This is a genomic window from Neobacillus sp. PS2-9, from assembly GCF_030915525.1.
Taxonomy (GTDB): Bacteria; Bacillota; Bacilli; order Bacillales; family Cytobacillaceae; genus Neobacillus.
The window spans coordinates 622964-645312 of the sequence record NZ_CP133269.1 but is presented as its reverse complement, the minus strand read 5'-3'; the positions used below and the strand labels follow the sequence as shown (position 1 = coordinate 645312).

Annotated in this window: 19 protein-coding genes; 1 reads left to right on the top strand and 18 read right to left on the bottom strand. The window is 43.8% G+C overall.

Annotated elements, in window-relative coordinates; genetic code table 11:
• Nucleotides 1–104 precede the first annotated feature (104 nt).
• A complete protein-coding gene (locus RCG25_RS03285) occupies nt 105–770 on the bottom strand; it encodes a YdeI/OmpD-associated family protein (RefSeq protein ID WP_308082258.1) in 666 nt (221 codons plus the stop codon).
• 391 nt (nt 771–1161) lie between these two features.
• Nucleotides 1162–1392 (bottom strand): hypothetical protein, encoded by a 231-nt coding sequence (locus tag RCG25_RS03280; RefSeq protein ID WP_308082257.1) that lies wholly within the window; start codon nt 1390–1392, stop codon nt 1162–1164.
• 86 nt (nt 1393–1478) lie between these two features.
• Here RCG25_RS03280 and RCG25_RS03275 point away from each other — a divergent pair, with 86 nt between their 5' ends.
• A complete protein-coding gene (locus RCG25_RS03275) occupies nt 1479–1979 on the top strand; it encodes a YcxB family protein (RefSeq protein ID WP_308082256.1) in 501 nt (166 codons plus the stop codon).
• A gap of 52 nt (nt 1980–2031) precedes the next feature.
• Here the strand turns inward: RCG25_RS03275 and RCG25_RS03270 are convergent, their stop codons facing one another.
• From RCG25_RS03270 to RCG25_RS03195, 16 genes are all read right to left on the bottom strand, one after another.
• Complete coding sequence (locus tag RCG25_RS03270) at nt 2032–2280, bottom strand: hypothetical protein (RefSeq protein WP_308082255.1); 249 nt, start codon at nt 2278–2280, stop codon at nt 2032–2034.
• A 14-nt stretch (nt 2281–2294) separates the two neighbouring features.
• On the bottom strand, nt 2295–7427 hold the full coding sequence (locus tag RCG25_RS03265) for an Ig-like domain-containing protein (protein WP_308082254.1): 5133 nt from the start codon (nt 7425–7427) through the stop codon (nt 2295–2297).
• Nucleotides 7428–7989: 562 nt separating this feature from the next.
• Nucleotides 7990–8946 carry a hypothetical protein gene (locus tag RCG25_RS03260; protein ID WP_308082253.1) on the bottom strand — a complete coding sequence of 319 codons (957 nt, stop codon included), beginning with the start codon at nt 8944–8946 and terminating at the stop codon, nt 7990–7992.
• 11 nt (nt 8947–8957) lie between these two features.
• Nucleotides 8958–10646 carry a serine/threonine protein kinase gene (locus RCG25_RS03255; RefSeq protein ID WP_308082252.1) on the bottom strand — a complete coding sequence of 563 codons (1689 nt, stop codon included), beginning with the start codon at nt 10644–10646 and terminating at the stop codon, nt 8958–8960.
• 15 nt (nt 10647–10661) lie between these two features.
• Nucleotides 10662–11429 (bottom strand): PP2C family protein-serine/threonine phosphatase, encoded by a 768-nt coding sequence (locus tag RCG25_RS03250; protein WP_308082251.1) that lies wholly within the window; start codon nt 11427–11429, stop codon nt 10662–10664.
• Between the two features lie 15 nt (nt 11430–11444).
• Nucleotides 11445–12512: an FHA domain-containing protein gene (locus RCG25_RS03245; protein ID WP_308082250.1), complete on the bottom strand. Its 1068-nt coding sequence runs from the start codon at nt 12510–12512 to the stop codon at nt 11445–11447.
• Nucleotides 12513–12540: 28 nt separating this feature from the next.
• Nucleotides 12541–12846: a WXG100 family type VII secretion target gene (locus tag RCG25_RS03240; RefSeq protein ID WP_308082249.1), complete on the bottom strand. Its 306-nt coding sequence runs from the start codon at nt 12844–12846 to the stop codon at nt 12541–12543.
• A gap of 28 nt (nt 12847–12874) precedes the next feature.
• Nucleotides 12875–13180 (bottom strand): WXG100 family type VII secretion target, encoded by a 306-nt coding sequence (locus tag RCG25_RS03235; protein ID WP_308082248.1) that lies wholly within the window; start codon nt 13178–13180, stop codon nt 12875–12877.
• Nucleotides 13181–13201: 21 nt separating this feature from the next.
• Nucleotides 13202–13453 carry a hypothetical protein gene (locus tag RCG25_RS03230; RefSeq protein ID WP_308082247.1) on the bottom strand — a complete coding sequence of 84 codons (252 nt, stop codon included), beginning with the start codon at nt 13451–13453 and terminating at the stop codon, nt 13202–13204.
• Nucleotides 13454–13466: 13 nt separating this feature from the next.
• The gene (locus tag RCG25_RS03225) at nt 13467–14786 is read right to left on the bottom strand and encodes a hypothetical protein (RefSeq protein ID WP_308082246.1); all 1320 of its coding nucleotides are present in this window, start codon (nt 14784–14786) and stop codon (nt 13467–13469) included.
• A gap of 12 nt (nt 14787–14798) precedes the next feature.
• A complete protein-coding gene (locus RCG25_RS03220; RefSeq protein WP_308082245.1) occupies nt 14799–15518 on the bottom strand; it encodes a hypothetical protein in 720 nt (239 codons plus the stop codon).
• Nucleotides 15519–15683: 165 nt separating this feature from the next.
• Complete coding sequence (locus RCG25_RS03215; RefSeq protein WP_308082244.1) at nt 15684–15989, bottom strand: WXG100 family type VII secretion target; 306 nt, start codon at nt 15987–15989, stop codon at nt 15684–15686.
• A gap of 32 nt (nt 15990–16021) precedes the next feature.
• Nucleotides 16022–16324 (bottom strand): WXG100 family type VII secretion target, encoded by a 303-nt coding sequence (locus tag RCG25_RS03210; protein ID WP_308082243.1) that lies wholly within the window; start codon nt 16322–16324, stop codon nt 16022–16024.
• An 86-nt stretch (nt 16325–16410) separates the two neighbouring features.
• On the bottom strand, nt 16411–16662 hold the full coding sequence (locus RCG25_RS03205) for a ubiquitin family protein (protein ID WP_308082242.1): 252 nt from the start codon (nt 16660–16662) through the stop codon (nt 16411–16413).
• Nucleotides 16655–21250, bottom strand: a complete 4596-nt coding sequence (gene essC, locus RCG25_RS03200; RefSeq protein WP_308082241.1) for a type VII secretion protein EssC — start codon at nt 21248–21250, stop codon at nt 16655–16657. Before essC ends, RCG25_RS03205 begins: the two co-directional genes overlap by 8 nt.
• 307 nt (nt 21251–21557) lie before the next feature.
• A complete protein-coding gene (locus tag RCG25_RS03195; protein WP_308082240.1) occupies nt 21558–22319 on the bottom strand; it encodes a restriction endonuclease in 762 nt (253 codons plus the stop codon).
• Between the last annotated feature and the right edge of the window lie 30 nt (nt 22320–22349).

Sequence of the window (22349 nt, the reverse complement as noted above, 5' to 3'; positions counted from 1 at the left end):
CTTTATTTTATCAGGAAAAGCCGTTTTTACAAAAGGAGTATTTGCTAAAACTACACGGGGACAGTCCCCCGTCGCGTTAAAGCGCTGGGGGACTGTCCCCACACTTATCTACTCCGATAGAGTTCACGAGTTTTGTAACCTGCACGAAGGATCATTTTCATTTCTTCACGCCGCTTTTCTTTGGTTGCCTCTTGTTTGGCGCTATAAATATAACGGGCCCAATCTTTTTGGTACCCCGGGGTAAGTGATTGGTAGAATGCAAGCAGGTCCGCCTTGCCCTGCAAATCCTTTTCTACTTCTGGTATCATGGCAATGTAATCATCTACACACTGACTTGCTTTTGAACTTTTACTTTTCTTGTTTCGATTCTCTTCTTTAAGCCCAACTACCGTAAATACTTCATCTAGTCCAACCATTCGGGCAAATTTAATGTTGCTGGTTCCTACATACCCTTCTTCTTCCGCACCTAACGCCTCGAATAATTCATCACGATGGATATACGTCTGATAAACCTTATTCCCTTTTTTAGGATACGCAATGTAAATATATCCATTTTCATTTAGATATCTTTTCTCGATGACCAAATCCATCAATTGTTTCAATTCACTCTTCGTAAGGACAAAAGCAAAAATGAGATCATACCCTTTTTCCTTAAACGTTGTATCGTAAGCTGATAATCCGTTAAAGTAATCTCCGCCCTCAGGCATGTCCAATACAACAACTTTCTTATATTTAAGCAAGTTTAATTTTTCAACGATGGTTTTAGACATTAATAATCCTCCTGCATCCATTAAATTGTCTGCTGAATAAATCTTAAAACAAAATAAGTTGAACAACAAGGGGACTGTCCCCAACTAATCTAACGGTTTTTGATGGGGGTGCCTAACTAAAAAGATCTCAATATTTCTAGATGTGAGGCGAAAAAGACTTTGTAGGGATCAGACTTACCAACAGATATAAGTACCATTGGTAAATCAACAGGGTAACTTTTTATGTAAACTGTTTTACCCGGAATATAGACGCTATAGTCTACTGATTGAAAATAAAATTCAAAGGAGGTTTTTAAATAAGGTGATATTTGGGGTGGTTCAACAGTTGCTCTCCATTTGTCGAGCTCTAGTAGGGATTGAATGGCTGATTTTCTTCATTATACTTCCACTTTTAGATACCCAGCATTTTGTTGATTTCTTCTTCAGATAATATTGGATTATCTTCTTCCAATGCTTTTCTGAGTTGAGATTCTTCATCCAAATCGGTGACTTCGTACACATTGGGTTCTTTAATTTGTTCTACTTCAAACAAAAGGAATTTCCGATCATCAATTTGAATATAGTCCTCTCCCGAAATAATAACTTTTCTAATTTCCTCATTTTCTACTTTAACTGGCTTCATGTTAACTTCCCTCCTTACGTAAATTACCATTATTATAATATTAAGAAGTACAAACATTCAAAACCATTAATGATGGAGGGATAGCAATGTCACTAAATGAAAACAAAGAACTTACCATATCAGGCACATTATCATTTGATGATTTCAAAAAATATAATTACCATGTAAAAAAAAAAGCTGAGCTTTACTATTTCATTTTAATTACGCTGATCTTTCTTTTATTATTAAATTTATTTAGCCCTGACCTCTCGTTAGGATATACTGTTTTCTTGGCGTTATTGGTTGCTGTAATCGTTGAATTGATACGATGGGCTATAAGGTACTTGCGCATAAAAAAAGAGTTTACCAGTGACCGGATGATAAAAAACGAAATCATCTATACTATTAGCCCGGATGGGATCCAGCAACAAAGAAATCGGACAAATGTACACATTGATTGGAAAGACATTCTATTTATTAAAGAACATAAGGAATTATTTCGTATTCATTTATCTAAAAACAAAGCCATTGTTCTACCGAAAGGTTTTTTTCCATCCGAAGAAGATTTACATACCTTTAAAGAAATTATTAGTCAAAATATAAATTAGGGGACAGTCCCCCGCCGCGCTAAAGCGCTGGGGGACTGTCCCCACTTTTCCCTTATCTTACTGTCTTGCAACTCGGGCAGGCTGGGCTGGTTGAGTCGTATTGGTTTCCACATGCTCGGCAGAAGACGATGCCTGTTACCGCAGAAGCGGCTGCCGCCTGGGCGGAGCCGCTTGCCTCCTTCTGACCAGCAGCCCCCAACTGTTTTCTCCTAAAAGACACAATCACCACTATCATGGTTACGAGATTAATAACCAAACTAGCTACCAGCAGCACAATCACAAGGGATGTTTCTTCAAACATGGTCGATTAACCTCCTATCCTACCACTCGATCTTCTACTTCATCTTGATCGTCTTTACTCTTCTGTTTCCGGTACAGGAAGTATCCTCCGATGGCGATAGCAATTCCGCCTACTCCACCAAGAGATCCAGCGAACACAGGCGTATTGTTATACCAGCGGATGATTGGATTGGTCGATACGAGAATGTCATTGACCTTGGACGTCAGCTCATTCCCCGCTGCATCCACCGCAATAATCTTCACATTCTGCTTTGAGTTCGAGCTTCCCATATCAAACACGAAACTCTCTCCCTCTTCCTTATGGTCAACCTTCTTATCATTCACATAAATCTCCGCACCCTTAAGAACAAGATTATCCTTAATCGAAACCGTGACTGACTTCTTCTCAACCGGGTACTGCTCCCCACTCTCAATATCAATCGGAACAATCACTGGAGCCGTCTTGTCGATCCCAAAGGAAATCTCCGCCTTCTTCGTCTCATCGATTGTCTCATTGATGTTGCCAGCCGCATCCTCAGAGTACAGCGCCACCGTATACCTGCCATCGCCAGCAAACAGCGACTTCTTGATCGTGTACTTGTACTGACTCCACTGACCTTTTCCGCCAGATTCCGATACCGTATAATCGTTCCCTTTCACAAGGTCCGTCGGCGTTCCGTTCTTCGTCATCTTGACCTTCACCGTATCAGGCTTCAAGCTGTCCACATTGGTTTCCGTCACCACGACATCCGTTTCATTTTTCACATACTTCCCATCAATCGCTTTCAACGCCTTATCAAAAACATAGACGGATCCAAATCGATTAACAGAGAACTGAATCGTTTGTGTCGTCCGGTTACCAGCCATATCCACAAGGGCTGCAGTCAATGTGTAAATATCATCAACTTCCTTTTTCTTCGCAAAATTGTTGAACGTATACACCTGACCGTTTGGAGCAGCCGCATAGGAGCCGCTCAACCCGACTTCACCTTTGTGGTTGGCACCTGATAATTTAATTGACACGGCATTTTTATCAAAATTCGTATCTGAATAAGAAATGACAGAAATCACATCGCCCTTATTGGCCGACTTGTCCTCCACACCTGAAATCGAAAGCTTAGGTGCCGTTTGGTCGACATAAAACTCATCTGCTTTGTAATCGGCCGCAAGATTCCCAGCCATATCCGTATAATCAATGTCAAAGTGGTACTTGGCATCAGCCGAATAATGAATCGTGGCCGTATGCACATCGCCACTCGTTCTCCAGCCACTTACCGCTGGGAACGCCACCGCCTCGCCATTATCCGTTGCGGTGCCTGACACCTTCATGCGGCTCGTTTCAAAGTTATGCTCGGTAATTGAAATCGTCGCGGTACGGGCTGATTTATAATAATTGCCTTTCGCCGCCGCCCCATTACTATAAGACACCTTAATCACAGGCTTGGTTTTATCAATCGTAAACTTCTGCTGGGAAAAAGCCAGTGCCGCATTCTCTGCATTATCCTTATACTTGATATCAAACGTATAATCGCCATCTGCCGCATACTTCACCGTGGCTGTATGCGTCGTCTGATCCGGATTCTCAGAATTGACCCTCGTCGTCCATCCCACTAACTTCGGAATCACACCATCCGTATTCGTGATGGCATACATCACATCTTTAGTGTTGAAATTACGCTCGGTAATCACAATCGTCGCAGTGCGGTCTTCCTTGTAAAAATCCTTATTCTTCGGGTCAAATTGGTTGTTATCATAGGAAACCTGAATCGTCGGCGCTGTCTTGTCAATGCTGAACGTCATCTCATCCTCTGACACGTTCCCAGCCCGGTCCGTCACTTTTACCTTTACCACAATACCATTACTATTATTTTTTACCGAAAGGGTCTTCGTCATTTCCGTAACAAGGTTCAAATCGATCTTCGTTTGCTGCCAACCGTCCACCGAACTGCCCGCTGCATACGTTTTGTCATTATTAATCGTCAGGCTTCCCGACTGATTGTTCGCCGTATCATAAGGCGCCACCACTGACCATTCCACCTTTTGAATCCCTGAGTAGGAATCCATTACAGTCACATTCACGTCTACATTTTTCGCATAAAGCTCTAAGTTGTTTGAATCCTTATAACTGGTTTTCGCTTTTTCAAGCTTGATATGCGATTCTTTCCCATGCTGCTTTTCATTTTCAATCACGGTCCCGTCTGGGGTTTCAAACGTACCCGTGTTATTGACCTCATCCGTTGCTTTTGAAAAAATCTGTCCCTTGAACGCTTCTGGCACAGCGAAAGTGAACTCGCCTGTTGTAGGAACCGGTGCAATTTTATCAACACCTGACACCAAGATTTCTTTAAAAGAACCATCAGCTAGTACTGCATAATACTTTCCATTCTCGTAATCTTTTAAATACACAATCATCGATTTGACGTTACTGGTGTATTCGTTCGCCACTACAGGATCCTCTGCCTTCACGCTTACCCGCGTTGGCTTCTTGAAAAAGTAACCATACCCCGTTAGTTCAACCGAGCCCTTCAGCGTAACGGTTTGCTCCACTTTTTCATAGCTGCCCTGGTCATTTTTCGTTAAGAAACTGAAATCAGTGATGGCAGGAGCAGTTTTATCAATATAGATGGTTTTTTCAACCTTTTTCGTATTACCTGCGTTATCTACCACATAGATCGAAACTACGTACGTTCCATCTTCATGTACCTGGACACCTGGATCATTCGTCGCAAACGTATACGTCTGCTTCTCCGTCATGTCCGAATAATCGTATTCCATTTTTTTACCGTTCACATCTACGGCAACCGTGTTGATCCCTGATTCCGCATCTTGTACGGTCACATCAAAGGTGACATCGCCGTTGTATGCGTCTCCATTGGCAAAAACGTTTTCTTTAGGAGTAACCTCAACCTTGGCAGAAGGATCCCCCTTCTCAATCATCACGATGCCACTGTTGTCGGCCTCGATATTTGAGTTGTCTTTCGTCACTAAGTACGGCTCAGCGTTTTTATTTTTCACATGGTCGGTTACCGTAACATGGAACGTCCCCTTGAAGCTTTCCGCATCTACCGTGAACTTCGCTTGCGCAAACAATCCTTCTTTTTCAAAGCTATCCTCCACCAGCTGTGGAACAACCTTCTCATCACTGGTTTTTAACGCAATGTCTTGAATTCCGGAGGCATCATCCTTCACTCGAACGGTTACTTCCACTTCTTTATTGAAAAACGTTCCAAACGAAAGGAGGTTTAAGACTTTTGAAAAATAATCATCATTCTTCTGCTTGAAAGTAACGGCTTCCCCGTCCGCGAGTGTCGGTTCTTTTTTATCAATATTAACCTGAACCGTCTTCAACGTTGAAGCGTTCCCCGCTTGGTCAACCGCCCAAATGCTATAAATCCCACTGTACTGTTCATCGTCAGGCTGGAAAGAATAGCTGTTTGTCTCTGCGTTAAAAGTAGCTTCCTTACCTGGCTCATAAGAATTATAAGCACCCTTTTGGTAATACACTTTTTCAATTGGAGTGGAAAAAGTAACACCATCAAACGTCTGCTCAGTATTCTCAATCTTACCAGAAACGGTGACGCCGCCACTGAACCAGACAGAATTATCAACGGTTGCTTCGTCTGAGCCATTAACGGTTGGCTCCTCCAGGGTTGGACCCTCTGTATCAAAAAGAACAATTAAATGGCCAGGAAGATTCACTTCCTCTCCACCATTTCTCCCATTGGTCACTAGTAATCTTTTAATCGTAGTTGATTCTCTTAAAATATAATTTCCTTTCCAGTGCTTAATCGTATCTGAGATATCTACACGGTAATACGGGTCAAGCGCCGAAACAACGACGATGGCATCCTTTGAATAGACACGAATCTCATTATCGCCCTCTTTATACGATTTGAGCAAGGAGCCGGAAGCAGGTTTGATTGAAACATAGGTTTCCCACTCTCCCTCTAGCATCGAGATTCGCTCAAACGCGACTTCGATCGTCGTATCCTTTGTCACATTCTTCACCGTATAGGTGTAACTCGTGCCGTCGTTATTATCCACAAAATTGTCATTGTTGGTGAGGTCGACCGCTACACCGTTCACCTTTAACGAAGCGACTTTATAGGAGTTATCTTCAGGAGTGATGACGGCCTTCACGTCACTGTTATAGTCTACCTTGGATTGCTCGAGTTCAATGGTCCCATGGTCTCCGTGAACAGCTGCCGAAATCTGATAGGTATTGATGGCAAACTTTACTTCCACCTCATGGTTGGCGGTCACTTTTGAAAAAGTATACATATAACCGCCGTTGGTGACCGGTGTCAGGTCGGTTACCAGGTTAATTGGCGTTCCATCGATGGTAATGCTACCTAAATGATAGCCTGTTGTTGGAATGATCGTGAAAGAAGAATCGGTACCATGCTGAACATTCACCGTCCCGCCGTCCGAGTTAATTGTTTGATCCTTGTCATCCTTTATGGTCCCATTTTTATAGCTTGTAAAAGAAATCGTGTACGTTTTTAAAGCAAATTGGACGTCAATCGTAGTATCAGCTGCAAGGGATTGGAGCGTTTCTGTGTACCCCTCGTTGTTTGCGACTGTTTTTGCTTCTCCATTCACTTTGACACTCTTAATCTCGTAATTGGGATCGGGTGTAATGCTGACGTCCACCTTTGTCCCTTCTTCGAGTTGAACAGGGCTTGAATAGTCGGTGTTGTTTAGTTTGATTTGACCCGAACCGGTTTGGTTCACCGTCAGAGTAAATTTCGCTTTCACCGGTGCAGGCGGTTCTTCTGCTAGGGTCAGCTTTTCGGTGGCCACATCGTAAATATAATGGTCCGTGGTTCCCTCTGTTAGCACGATGGAAAAAGTCTTTGAAGCTACTAAAAACTCAAACTGATTGTTTTTGTTGAATTGGGCAATGGTGAGTTCCGGGAATTCGACCAGTCCATCCTTGTCCGTTGTGCCTGTTAGGCTGACCTCATTATTGCGGTTATGTCCGGTAATTTCCTGATTGGTCAGGGGGGCACCATTTTCTAAGATTTTTAAGGTGAATACCTTTTCGTTTGTGCCTGTTTGGGCAAACGCCTTGGTGATGACACCAACAGGTATGTTATAGCCGACAAGCATGATGGCCAGAACGACAGCCATTATCCGTGTCAGCTTAGATTTCCTTTTTGAAAACATGATTCACACTCCTTTGCAACTTGCTTTTTTAAATAGTTGTTGCTTTGTATATATTTGCGCTGATATAAATGCTTGATTTGGACAGGTTTGCTAGTTTTAAGGGCTATTTTGTCCGAATGCTTGGCTGATTTGGACAGGTTTGCTAGTTTCAAGGGTTTTCTTGTCCGAATGCTTGGCTGATTCAGACATTTTTGCTTGTCTCATAGGCTTTCTTGTCCAAATACCTATCTGATTCAGACAACTTCACTTCTTTCAAGAGCAATCTTGTCCGAATGCCTACCTGATTCAGACAACTTCACTGTTATTAAGAGAAATCTTGTCCGATTACCTACCTGATTTGGACAACTTCGCTCCTCTCAAGAGCAATCTTGTCCGAATGCTTGGCTGATTTGGACAGTTTTACTATTCTCAAAAGCTATCCTGTCCGAATGCTTAGCTGATTCGGACAGTTTTGCTAGTCTCTTAGGCTTTCTTGTCCGAATACCTATACCTACCTGATTCAGACAACTTCGCTCCTCTCAAGAGCAATCTTGTCCGAATACCAACAGCCTTTGAAAAAACCTCAAATAACTTTATTTGTATGTGTGACCTTGATATCTTTCACGACCTTAAAATCGACCGCAGGTATATTGTCGGTCTCTTCTTCCATTTCTAATTCACCGGTCGGAGTTAACACCGTTGTCCCACCTTCATCTGATAACAGCTCCGTACCATAATCGAGCACCTCTGTCTCGTGCGATAACACTTCAGTTTGTGGCCTTCGCACCTCTGGTACTTCCTTTGCGGTTGACAACACTTCGGTACCATTTGAAGGTGAAATCGCCGATAGGTTTGAAGGATTCAGTTTTACGGCCGTCCGCTCCTCTGTATTTTGCGACAGAATTTCTGTAAGCGATAAAAGAACCTCTTTCGGTACTTCTACCGAAAGAGAAGGTTCTTCTATATGACTCGATAAAATCTCCGTCAATGATAAAAGAACGTCCCGCTCTTTTGACTGAACCGGAACTGGGGTCACCCGCTCCTCTTTCTCATTGGAGAGTACTTCCGTTAACGATAAAAGCAGCTCTTTTTCCACATCAATGGAAGGTGAAGCAGGCTCCTCTGTGTAGCCAGCTAGAATGTCAGTCAGTGATAACGGGACCACACGATTATGTGATTGTCCCATCGATGCGGCAGCAGGCCGATCCACTTTTTCCATAGGCACAACCCTAACATCATCAAACAGCACTTCCGTTTCCGGCACCAGCACCTCTGTCTCCTTCGAAACCGCATCCGCTTTTTCAAGCACAGGCGTTACCGCCGCTAACCCCGGCTCAATATCAAACACCATAGGCTTCTGACGCTTATTCTCTCTACGCTCGCGGATTTCCTGAATCTGTCTAGCTGCAGTCCGCCCCGTTAACTCTCCGATAATGGCCGGAATCTTCATCTTGAAAAATAGAACAATGGCTGTGATCAGGAGTGCGGCTGCCAGGGAATATCCGACAATGGAAATGATTTGCCATGTAATTGCATTCATTCGAAGCCCTCCTATTCTGTCCTGTAGGCATTTGCAATCGCTTGTTCCGTTACATCAAAACGACTGATCACCTCATTTTTTATCGTTTCCGTCTTTTCTGCAGTCACCGACACACGGTTCGTACTTTGCTTGACCGCTTCCGTCACAGAGCGAATCTCACTTTCCTTCACCCCATCTAACTTAAACTTCCTCGCATACGTCTCGATGGAATACATCGTTAACTTGTAGAGCTCGAGCTTCACTATTTCACTTTCATCCGGATTCTGATCGATCATCTGAATCAAATGCCTCATATCATCCCAATAGGGCTTGTACTTTCCTTTATCCGACGCCTCTTCAATGTTGAGCGTAATATCCCGATTAAATCGGCCAATATCCCGGTAAATGGTCGCCATTTCGTAATACTCCCGATCCTTTAAACCATATTTAACCGCATCCTCAAACCATTGAATCGAGCTTTTCATTCTTGTGATTTGGTTGTCATTCGTCTCAGTTTTTCCATAATTGTAGTAGTACCAATAGACCTTTCCGATTTCAAATGCAAGATCACCGTACCGGGGATTTTCACGAATTTCATTCAGATGGGCGTTTACCTTTTTCTTTAACTGCCCTTCTTCCTTCACCGTAAAAGCAGCATCCCCTTTAAAAGCGTCGAGTAACCCGACATACGCCTCTTTCTCCGATGGCTTAATATCAATGGCTTTTAAATAGTAGTCGATTTTCGCCTGATCATTAGATGACTTTTCCGCCATTTGAATGTTGTTGGTATAGTCCGCATTATTGGTATCAGTCTTCATCACTTGCCCTAACACGCCCACCCCCAAACACAACACGGCGGCTCCGGCCACAAGGCTAAAGTTGCGAAGCTTCCGTTTTTGCTTCGCCCGATACAGGTCATCCACCTGTTCATAATGGTTGAGCGCATATAACAGCTCGGCACAGGTTTGATACCGGTCATCCGGATTGAGCTGTGTACATTTTTGAATAATTTTTTCCAAACCGCCCGATAGCTTCGGATTCCACTCTCGAATCGGATATAATTCGTAAGGTGGCTCACATGGGTTCTGGCCCGTTACCAAATGGTAAAGCGTCACACCCAAACAATAGACATCCGTCCTTGCATCGGTTTGTCCCTTGCCTCCAAACTGTTCCGGTGCCGCATACCCTTTTGTTCCCAAGCTAACGGTATCCGCCAAATTTTCTTCCTTATACTCCCGCGCGATTCCGAAATCAATCAGCTTCAAATGCCCATCCGGCTTCAGCATGACATTGGCCGGCTTCATATCCCGATAGATGATCGCAGGATCACAGGTATGTAAGTAATCGAGCACCTCACAAAGCTGCTTGGCCCAATCGATGACGAGCTCCTGCGGCTGGGCACCATATTCATCTAAAATCTTGCTCAAGGGCTCCCCCTCGATATAGTCCATGATGACAAAAATCACCTGGCCATTATCGATGATGTCGACAATTCGAGGCAATGCCGCGTGGTCGAGCTTCTTAATCATGTTGGCTTCGGCGATTGCACTCTGAATAATGACTTCGTTGTTCTTATCCCTTGCTCTTTTTTCAATCTCTTTCACTGCCCACTGCTTATTTAGCCGTTTGTCCATGGCAAGGTATACCTTTGACATACCACCTTGTCCAATCAGCTTGAGTATTTCGTATTTACCGTCTATTACCGACCCAATAGCTGCCAAAAGTATTCCCCATCCTTACAGAATTTTCACAAGCAAAACAGTGATATTATCTGTTTCGTTCCTCTGCTTATTCAGTTCCACTAACTCTTTCGCTTTCTGTTCCATCACCGCTTCATCCATCAACCTTTGTGGGGATAAAGCGTGAAAAATTTCGTCATCCGAAATCATATGCCGGAATCCATCCGAACAAAGCATAAAGACTTCTCCCGGCGCTGGTTTGCCTTGGATGAACTCTGGTTCCACGAGTTTCGAAGCCCCGATACACTGCAAAAGGACATTTCGTCTTGGATCTTTCTTTGCCTGCTCCGGCGTCATCCGGCCGCGCTTCAGTTCTCTGCCAACAACGGTCTGATCATCTGTCATGACCTCAACCGTCTGATTCATTCGATAGACGCGTGAATCACCCACATGACCAATCAGTAGGAATGTGGAATCAATGAGTAAGAGCGCGGTCAACGTCGTTCCAAGCTGAATCTTGATTTGATGTCCGTATTCGGCGATTCGCTGATTCTGCTCTTTAATAATCCGGCTCCAGCGATACTGAATATCGTTCCAATCCTGTTTTGCCAGCTGGACGGGAAGCTCTTTGTCGAACCACTGTGAAAAAGCATGGATGACACTGGCGCTAGCCACTTCCCCTTGGGAAAGTCCTCCCATGCCATCACAAATGACGGCTAAAACGATTTTTCCGACAGATGTTTCGGCAATCTTTAACAGGTAGCTGTCTTGATTGGTTTCTTTCTTAATGCCAATATCGGTATATGCTGCTGTTAATACGTCCATTTCCAAGCTCCTTGCCTATATGTAAAAAACAAAGTCTTCGTTTGCGAGTCTTAGTTTGGTGCCTGAGAAAATTTCAATCTCTTTTTCTACCGGAATCACTCGTCCATCGACAAACGTCTTATTGGTGGAGCAGTTGTCGACAATATAGTAGCGGCGATTTCTCGTAATGATGTCCGCATGATTCCGGCTCACCGCGTTATTATCAGCAACCATATAATCACAGTCGTTACGTTCCTTTCCAATCCGAAAAGAAGGTTGGTTGATGCGGATCGTTTCCTGCGTTTTTTCCCTTACCAAATATGGAAAAGCTGGTTCTTCAAACAAGTCGGCCCCAAGCACCGTGGTCCCGCCATCCACCTCAACCATTCCTAACACAGTGGTTTCACTAATAGGTGCCTTTTCGATCAATCCACGGTTCCCCAGCGGATTATAGGCCACGTTTCCGGTATTCCCTTTGGCTTCGTCTACTCTAGGTACCTGCGGTTCAGGACCCGTAGAGCCTGATGGGATATGAGACTTGTTTTCTACTATTTTCCCCATTAAACCGAGGATAAATTTTTCAAAATGATTAATAGAAAAAGGTGCCTGACACCTGAAGTAGCCAATATAAGCGGCCACATACTCAGGATCCTCGTGTTTCGAAAAAACAACGCGGAACGGAAGGTCACGGAAAAACTCAGCGGGGACTATGGTGTGTTGATTGTTCACAATCGGCCAGAATAGGCAGGTTACTTTTTTTGTCCTTGGGTCAAGAAAAACAGAGTCCCAATTCAACATAAGATTGTTTACATTCATCAACTTTTTCTCGCATTCCTTCACCACCGCCACCAACTGAATCAACGTATCCAAAAACATCTTCTTATTAACCACACTGTTAAAATACGATTGCAACGTCATCCGATCCTCGACCGTGCTTTTCATAAGAACGCCCTTTTTGCTTTGTTCCGTTGTTACGGGAATCAGACCTTCTATGACGCCCTCGGCAATGGCCCGTAATTCTCGTTCATTAATGGCTTCCGGATACGTTAACCGATTGATGACCGTATACTCATTTTTGTTTTGTTCAACTGTCGTTTTTCCCATAAAAATCCCCTGCTATCAAAATCTACTTTTAGAGACTGTTCGCTCGATTGACCGCTTTTGTTTGAGCGTCCTTATATTGGCCCGCTGCATATCGTAAAAAGTCCGCATAATTTTCTAGAGCCTTTGTCATGTTTCGAGAGGTTGAATCCGCCTCCGTCACCTGATCCCACTGTTGCTGAAATTGCGTGCTGTCTTTCCCCTGCCAAGTCGCAGAAAGAGTTTTGACTTCTTGCCCGGCCGCATCCATATTTTTATTGTGGCTCTTAACATAGGTGTCAATGGCATCGGCCGCCGATTCAAATTCCCGGTGGTTCACCTTAATATAGTTGCTCAATTCCATTCCCCCTTAAGCAATGAATCTATTATTTGAACCGATCCGCTAACGAGACATTCGTTGTCTCTGTTTGGGTATATCCCGGATCCACCTGCTGGTGTAAAAAGGTCACAAAATTATTCATCACTTCGTAGCGCGGTTCATCATAGGCCTGTTTCAACTCATGAAAGGCACTTATCGCCTGACTAGACGCTGTGCCGTCCCAAACGTTTGCTAAAGCCTTCATCGCCGACTCCACCGCTGAAAAATCGTCTCTAATTTTCCGGTTGTACTGTGCAATCTGTTTGGCAGCAGCGGATACGCGCTCTGTATCCACTTTAATCAAATCAGCCATCGTTACCCCTTCTTTCTATTCTTATTTGGAAGTGGCAGCCCCACCATGACTTTTAGCGAACTCTTCAGTCACTTTAGAGGTATCTATATTGTTCAGTTTCCCCTTTACAAATCGATACTGCTCGGCAATTGAATTCACTTTGGAGGAACATTTTTCATTGCCGATTCCTTCAAAATCACTGTGAATGCAAGAGGCGATACTTTCTAACTCATCTATGATACTTTGAAGCTCTTGTTTAATTAAATAAAGCTCCTGCTGCCCACTTTCATTCATAACTCAGCCCCCCTTACAACTGCTGAATAATCTTCCGTTCCACTGTTTCAAAATCATCGGCCGTTTCGTTTAAATAGTAGATACACTTCTTGATATTCCAGCTTTCCTCTGTGAACAAATCGGCCTGCAACAGGTTCCATAAATCTGAAAAGCCTGCTTTTAGATAGAGAGAATCCATCCTGCGGTCAATTTGGCTAATCCGTCTGTTTATGCTCTCTAATCGATCGGCGTAGTTTCGTAGTTTATACGTATCTACTTTTATCAAAGGATTGGCGGTCGCATATCTGTATCCCGCATTGAAGGTCAACTTGAACAAGAGCGACACGCCTTTGACGAGACCGCCGACGAACTGGATTAAAGCAATCCTTGCAGCATGGGATATCACTCTAATTTGATCAATGGCCTGTTTCAGGTATTCCACGAATTGGTGCACCATGTCCGGCAAGTCATTGATCATGAAATTCCCGACGCGGACCACCGTATTAATGGCGAAGGAATACACTCTTAGATGGCTTTGAATATCACCCATAACGGCGGTCGCTAGGGTGGATGCTAGCCCTTGCCAGGCATAGCCTGAAAAAGGATCCTTCTCAATTACGGCATAGCCACGATTATCTAGTTTCATAGATTCAATCGAATGCGGACCAAAAAAGCCTGGCTGTGTGCCATTGTTTTCAACATAGCGAACGGGGTAAGGGGTTCGACCTAACCAGGATACAAGGTCTCCGTTTACGACTACCGCATCAAATTTTTTCGACTGCAATGCCGCTAATTGATCGGGCCCGAGCTTGTAGGGATTGATTGGCTGTGGGTTAATGATGTGAACCCCAAGAACATTGGTATAATTTGTTGTGTACACCTCGGCCGCTAGTTCGCCACCTTTAGAGTGACCAAAAAGATAGTTTTTTCCGCTCTTCTCTTCATTTTTTTCAAAAAAAGCAATTGCCTCTAATGACTGTGGCGAGACCCCCATGGATGCGGTTAATGTATTATCCGCCATATCCTTTGGGTTGTGGAGCAGGTCATCCATGCCTTCTGTTCCCCTGAAGGACATGCCGACTTCCCCGGTCTTCGGGTCTTCGAACGCAATGGCGCAAAAGCCGGAGCGGTCGTTTTTATTCATATAATCCTTGATGACGAGTTGTCCGAGGCCGGCATCTTTCAGTTCTGCAGCAAGATCGGCATCCACCTGTAAAACCATTTTGTACAATGATTCTCCAGGTTTCCAATTTTCTAGGATGTCGACATAGGCTAGTTTATTTAATACGGCATTTTGCTGATCCCTTAGTTCGCTTAGTCGCACTTGTTCGAAACCATCTTTTAGATTAGGCATTCGTCCATCCTCCTACTTTAGTTGACTCTTAAATTCTTCGTAGGATAATCCGTTTTCGTTTACTTTAAGCACACGTTTTACCGATTTATCGTATTCCTCCCACGGTTGCGTGCCATAGAGGAAGAAATTATTTACATACTTTTCCGCTTTAGCTTCGTCACCAGAGAAGGCAGCAATAAGGCCTGTATCTTCGTAACCTAAGGATTGAAGCTGTTGATAGACGTCGTACAATTCCTTTAGCGTTTTCTCATCGGCATCACCCGATATAGACACGATGCTATGCACCATAATGACATCATCTTTTGCTACGCTCGATACACCATTTTTTAATGTGTCAAGATCCACTTCGGGTGTAAGAGTGATATAGGTTTTTGCTAGATGCAGGTTTTCAATAGACCCATAATTGATTTTGTCCTTAAGGGATTTAGAAGCCACGGCATTACGGTAATCATCAAAAAACTTCCCCGGTTTGGACAATCTTTCACGAACATTGACTAGTAGGCCGTCTTCTGATTTCGCCACCAAAATGTTCAGATTCATGCTGTCATTGAAGCCCCGCTTTGCCGGGATATAGTTTATCGCCGAAAAGTTCTGGTCGTACTTCTTATCCAAGTAAGAAAGCATCGCTGATTCACTCGTCTTCTTTTCCTCTTTCGTCGGTTGCTGGCTCATACATCCACTCACTCCTGCCACTAAAAGTACTAAAAAAATACTAACTATGAATTTTTTCATTAGCTACTTCTCCATTGTTTTTTTAATCTATATTTATATTATCCAAACGGTATTGTTTTCAAAGTTTAGGTGTGGGGGACAGTCCCCCAGGGTGGTAACGCATTACCGTAGCAGGGGACTGTCCCCCGACTTAGTAACGCGCTACCGTAGCGGGGGTCTGTCCCCCTATTTGAATGCGTCAGCTAGGTTGGTGTTGACGCTTTCTGTTTCGAAGTATCCTTGGTCGACGTTGATTCGTAGGAATTTCACGTAGTTATCAAGGATATCGTAGTAATTCTGGAAGAACTTCGCCGCGAACTCTTCATAGGAAGCAATCGTTGCTTGGGCTGCTTCACCATCCCAAGTGTTCGAAAGATTTTTAATCGTATTCTGACTTGTTTTTAATTCTTCTGCTAGTTGTCTATTTAAACGCTCAATTGTTGATGCAATGTCGGCCACTTGAGCCGTATTGACTTTAATATGCCCAGCCATTCCCTTCACTCCTTTGCGTGTATGTTAGTTTATTAGTTTGTTAACTTTCTTACTTGAACCATGTTATTTTCTTGAGTAGCCACATAATTGGCTCTTTGGGCTTCTAGCGCCTGACTAGCCGTTGCTAGTTTATCCGCCATATTTTTTAAATCTTCATTGAAGCCATTGATTTGATCAACGAAGGCAAGATTATCCTCACCCTCCCAGGCTTCACCCATGGTTCCTGCAGCCTGCATTAACTGGGTGTAAATCCCTGTGTACGTTTCAGATAGCTCTGTTAGTTTCTTCGAAGCTGTTTCAAGTTCTTGTGGAGTGACTTTGATTCGTTTCCCCATTTTCCTTACCCCTTTCTTCTTTTGAAAAATTTAGCTTTGGTAAGCTTGCCAGCTGATTGCTGCTACAATTAACTTAGCCTAAAAATTTATATCAGCATGAGCTTGGAACCGTTTTGAATGCCCAGTTCCGCAACAGCCATGTTAATATTGAAAATAATTCCCGACCCTGCGTCACACAAGACAGGATTGCCCATCGCTTTGTATTTGCCATCTGACAAGTCACTTAATAGCGTGGATACTAAGACCAATACCTCACTCATTTTACTTTCGAGCGGCAGGTACACATCAAAGCTCCTATTGGCAGCAGGAAGAAAAATTTCAACAAGGACTTTATTCATTGTTGTCCTCCTCCTTTTCAGAATTGACTAGCTTGACCTTGACACTCTTTCCTTTTTGTAAGGAGAAGCCAAAGTCAGCGGTCATTTCCTCACGCAGTTCGGGCGTCGTCTTCGACGGCTTCAGCTGATATTGCTCGGTAATCCCGCTGCCAATCCAAATGCCATCCCCCTGATTCATATGGCGTTTATACCACTTATCATAGGAGACCCCTGACAGATTCTTCGCCTGCTCGGCAAAAATAATCGTGAGGTTATACTTCGCTTCACCCTTTTCAAGGATTAACGCAAGCTTTTCAGCACTTTGGCCAGATAGACCATTTTTCAAGGCTACGATGCTATTGATGACAATGACTCTTTGGTCAAAGGATGGAATCTCTCTTCCCTGCTCGAACGCCTCTTTAAAGGTGTTGTTTCGGTAGACTACCAGCTCAAACAGTTCATCCATCACTTGTTCAAACTCTTTAACCGTAGAATAGTAGGTAATTGCCTTGTTATTTTTATCAGCAAAGCTCTGCTGCGCATCAAGCATCGTTACATCCAATCCACATTTCTCTGCCATAAACACCGATAAGTCATGTGTAAAGGACTGATGCTCGGTACCAGCAGATAGAATCATCGAGACATAGAACTGTCCGAATGGATAGTAGTGAACATTCAAGGAGTTCTTTTCAACCCCAATCGGGATGGTGAGACTCTTCTGTGGCCCCACGTAGTCTGCCAAGAATTCAAAATCCACATACTCTGGTAAAATAGGAATCTTTTTCGCGGCATGACCTTTCCAAACGACCTGCAGCTTTTGACATACCTGTTGAATAAACGTAAATAGAACCGGTGCATCGGTGACGCTTGCGATTTGGAATTCGTACACTGCGTCTTTTTTCACCAAGCCTCTTCCTTTGAACTTCGACGGGAACAACCCATCCGTTTTGCCCACGACTGTGGAATAGTCGGATTCATCATTTAACTGCAACGTAATCAATTGTTTGAAGTTTTGCAGCAACCTGAACCGGACCGCATTGGTGCCAAGCGCCGTTAAGACGAAATAGATGCCATACTTGGTCCCTTCGCGTGAAAGGAAGCTGACCGCTGTTTCTTTTTCCTCGTATATTTCTGTAAAAGCAGCAAAGTTATTAATCGCCACCACGATGGATGGCAGCCTCCCGCCAGTTGCCTTCACATAGGACGCATGATCGCCGCCATAATCAGCGAACAGCTTCTTCCGTTTTTCCACTTCGCTTTGCAGCAGTTTAAATAGATTGCTAACTTTCTCACTTTCATAAGAGAGAATCACATCACCCACATGCGGGGCTTTGGCGAAAGCCCGTAACGTTTCCGAAGCAAAATCTAATAAATAGATGTTGACTTCGTCTGGCGTATATTCTTGGATAAGCGAATACACCATCGTCGTGATGAATGTGGTTTTTCCACTGCCGGCCACCCCGTAGACAATCGTATTCCCTTCTTCCGTAAGCGGTAGACGCAGCAAGCATTGCTGCTGTCTGACCGGGTCATCATACTCACCAATGACGGGATTCAGCACAAATGACTCATTGTTTCGAGCGTTATATTTCCGCTTTACATCATCTAGTAAAATCATTGAAGGAATCGGATCCAGCCACAGCGGGCGAATACGAATCTGTTCTTCCTCCGCAATCATATGCAGGTAGTCGGTCACGACATCAAGCTGCTTTTTCGGATTGGCAAACAGGCTTCTCTTTTTATCAATTTTCGCTTGTTTGATTGGGCGGCCATTTCGGTCAATGACCACGACAGTATTATCTTTTTCCACCACCACTTTATCGGAAGGATAATAAGGAGCACCTGCCCAGGCCGACTGTCCCATCTCAAACAATTCGTTATAGCCCACTTGAAGATAGAAGCGTCCGGTATCTGTCAGTTCCGCCGCATCCGGCCGCTTCAGCATATCCATGCTGTCCGCTCGTTCTTGAACCTTTAAGCTGACCCTAAATTTACTGTTACTCCAAATTTGGTCGTCGACGACACCGCTTGGCTTTTGCGTTGCGAGGATCAAATGCACGCCCAAGCTTCGGCCAATCCGGGCGGCACTGACTAGCTGCGACATAAACTCCGGCTGCTGTGTTTTTAACTCAGCAAACTCATCCGAGATAATGAACAAATGCTGTAGCGGTTCGGTCACGACGCCTTCACGAACCAGCTTTTGATAGCTGTAAATATCGATATTGCTCTCGCCAATCAGTTTACTTGCCTCTGCAAAAAGGACCTGCCTGCGCTTTAATTCACTTTCAATCGAAACCAGCGAGCGTTTGATCATGGCACCATCTAAGTTGGTGATGATGCCGGCCGTGTGTGGCAATTTTTCAAAGGATTTCGCCATGCCGCCGCCTTTATAGTCAATCAAGATAAACGCCACTTCATTCGGATGGTAGTTCACGGCTAGGGATAAAATGTAGGTCATGATGAACTCACTCTTACCTGAACCCGTCATCCCCGCAACCAATCCGTGCGGTCCGTGGAATTTCTCATGTAAATCAAGCTTGAATAATTCCCCTAATGTGTCCACGCCGACTGGCGCTTCCAATGACTTCGTGGGATCATTGTCCTTCCATCTGGTCAACGCATTGAGATGCTCCACTTTTCCTACCCCAAATAGTTCTAAAAAGGTAACCATTTGCGGGAGGTGGAACGAATGGCCGTGTGTATCCAGCGGAATGTTCGCGAGCTTAACACTCAGCTCATTTGGGTCTGATGTAACGTAAATGTCAGGAACAAAGGACGTCGATTGGCCAGTGAGATCATCTTTATCGAAGAGCTTCCCGCTGTGTTCTTCCACCTCCACCACCATCGTGCATTCTTTCGGGAGATTTTTCAGTTCATCATAAAAGGTAACAACACTGATATGGAGATTTTTTTTCTTGGCATAGACCTGCTTCAGCATCTCAGCCCGGATAGCCAGATTCTTACTCATCGCAAACACAATGTAATATGGCGTCACATCGTCTAGCTCACTTTCATTGATTTGCGAGCGGAGGTCGATTTCTTTTTCAAGGTAGGCGGAAACTTCCTTCACCTCATTATGATTCGTGGCTATGAAACGGAACTTATTATCCTGGCTCCACACGTGCGGCAGCCATTTGGTAAAACCAAACTCGGCTTCTTCCTCCTGGTCATAAATGAAGACCATCTTTACCTCGTCATAGCTATACAGTGCCGCCAATTGGAAAATCAACCCTTTGGCGAATTCCCTCGCTTGTTTGCGGTAGCCAATGATTCCAGTGATATATTCTTCAAATAACGATAGGGTAATCGGAATGTTTTTCAGAACCTTTGGTGATTCGCATAAGGTGTACAGTTCTTCCTGTAGGTTGTCGTCATCGATTGAGAATTTTTTCTCTGAATAGGTGATGTCCGCGGATAACAGACCGTCCCCGATTCCTACTCTTAGCTTCAAGAAGTCATTTTGTCCGGGTCCTCGTTCCCATAGGTTGCGGTCCACCTGTTCAATCCGCTGGACCACTTCTGTAATGGGAACATAATTTTCCCGTAAGATTTCCTCTTGCTTATGGGACTCTTCCTTAAATAAGACGGCAAATTTATCTAGATACTCTTTGTATTTTTGCTGGCGGATTTTCTCTTTTTTCCTTCTTCGTCGCATATCATACTTTTTTGATAAAACAGGCCAAAGGATGGTTCCGAGCAGCATGCTTCCTGACATAATGATAGAGGGCATCGCCCGTGAGATATCTCCTGTTACCATGGCGTTATTGATGGCGAAAATTGCTGTCGCCATGGAGGCCATTCCCATGGTCATCGATGGACCAATCACCAGCATCATCGGCATTTCTTCCCCAATAGCATTAGGCGGGGGTGAATCGATTTTAAAAACTGCCTTTTCGACGTCTCTTTTAAATCGTGGGGATCGGTAAAAATAATCCACGGCTGGTGCCTCGAATTCATCCTCTTCTTCGTCGGGAGTTTCTACGGCTTGTGGGATAAATGGCTTGAGTGCACTTTTACGGAAGGATACCATCCCATCCGGATTATTGAAGGCCAAGAAGCAGCTGCCAATGATGATTTTCAATCCCATTATGTATATGATGTCACCCATCTTTAATTCGCTGCTTTTCACTCGTACGCCATTAACGAAGGTCCCGTTCGTGCTATCCATGTCAACGATGCGCCATTGGCCATTAAAAATAGTTAGTTTGGCATGGGAGGCGGAGACAAATTGGTTCGATAGGACGATATGGTTTTTCTCGTTTCTCCCAATGTGAATGTCCATATCCTGGTCAACTACAAATTTGGTGAAGGTTTGGCGGTCTACTGTGTTGGGCTCTGCGAACACAAGTGTTTTGTGTTCTTGGCCCTCGATGGCCAAATGGTAAATGCTTAATGGCTGTAATACTGTGTTTCGAATCGAGGTGCCTGAAGAATCAACAATCTTGGCATCTTTGTTAGACTTTAGAATCCACTCACCATTTGCGCCTTCGATCCCGACCAGTTTTTTGGAGGTGTTGGGATGGGTGTCATAGATCCAATACTGCCCCTGGATTTTTTCAGGTAAGGTGATGGAGTTGATGTTTTCTTTGTTTATTAACGTGACGATCATGTGTATTTCCCCTTGTGAAACATTCTCTATTACTCTTGGAATTATTTTTTATAATTTTTTAAAATCCGAGGTAAACGGATAAATTTTCGGTTTGTTTCGGAAACGAGTGGTTGATTATGTAGAATTATGAGACTTTTGTCCTCGTTCAAAAGTGACATAATTTGGGTAATTCCGAGGATTTTTGGGACTATTGTACTAAATATAGCACGATAAGTTCTTTATAAAGATACAATAAACTAGAGTTTATTTTACAACATCTTACAAAACCTGTCGACATAAAAAAAGAGGGGGACAGTCCCCCGTTGCGCTAAAGCGCTGGGGGACTGTCCCCTTCTATGTTTTTCGTGTACCGGCATTTTGGAAAACTGCTGCATCCGAGGAAGTTTCCTCGCTTACCAGTTCTTAAAACCATTGGGCTACCGCACCTGCCACAGCTTGAGTCAGGGCTCGATGGAATGGTAGGAATAGGAATAACGGGGGTAGATTTAGTCTGACTTATTGTCTTAACACGAGAGTTCATTCCTAGAATCTCATCAATCAATTCATCACGGTCCACTAATTTAACTTGGCTCTTTTGGGCTAACTCAATAGCAGCCTTCGTAAAGTAGCGATTGGAAACAACCCAGGCCTCATCTGCACTATAATAGGACTTAGCACCAATGACTTCTTGAACCGCCTTGATCCCTACATCTTTTGAATAACGTTTGGCTTGAACAACCACCTTTTTCCCGTCCTTTTTCAGCAGTAAATCTCCACCATAATCGCCGGTAGGACTGGTTACTCCTGCTGAAAATCCTTTCATTAAGTACAGTTCCTTAAGATAGTGCTCAAACTGAATTCCATCCATGACATCAATCTCAGTGATACCAGAGTTTCTTAACCGTTCCTTACGTTTACTATTTTGATAGATTAAGATGCATAGAATAACTAAAAAGGTAATAAATGCAAAAATAAAAGCTACTATAGGGTTGTGGGTTTGATACCAAGCTATACCTGCCACAAATAAAATGATTAGTACTACACCAGCCTCTAATTTTCCTTGTTGTTTCTTGGTTCTTCTTTTACTCAAATCAATTCCCCCATTTTGGGGACAGTCCCC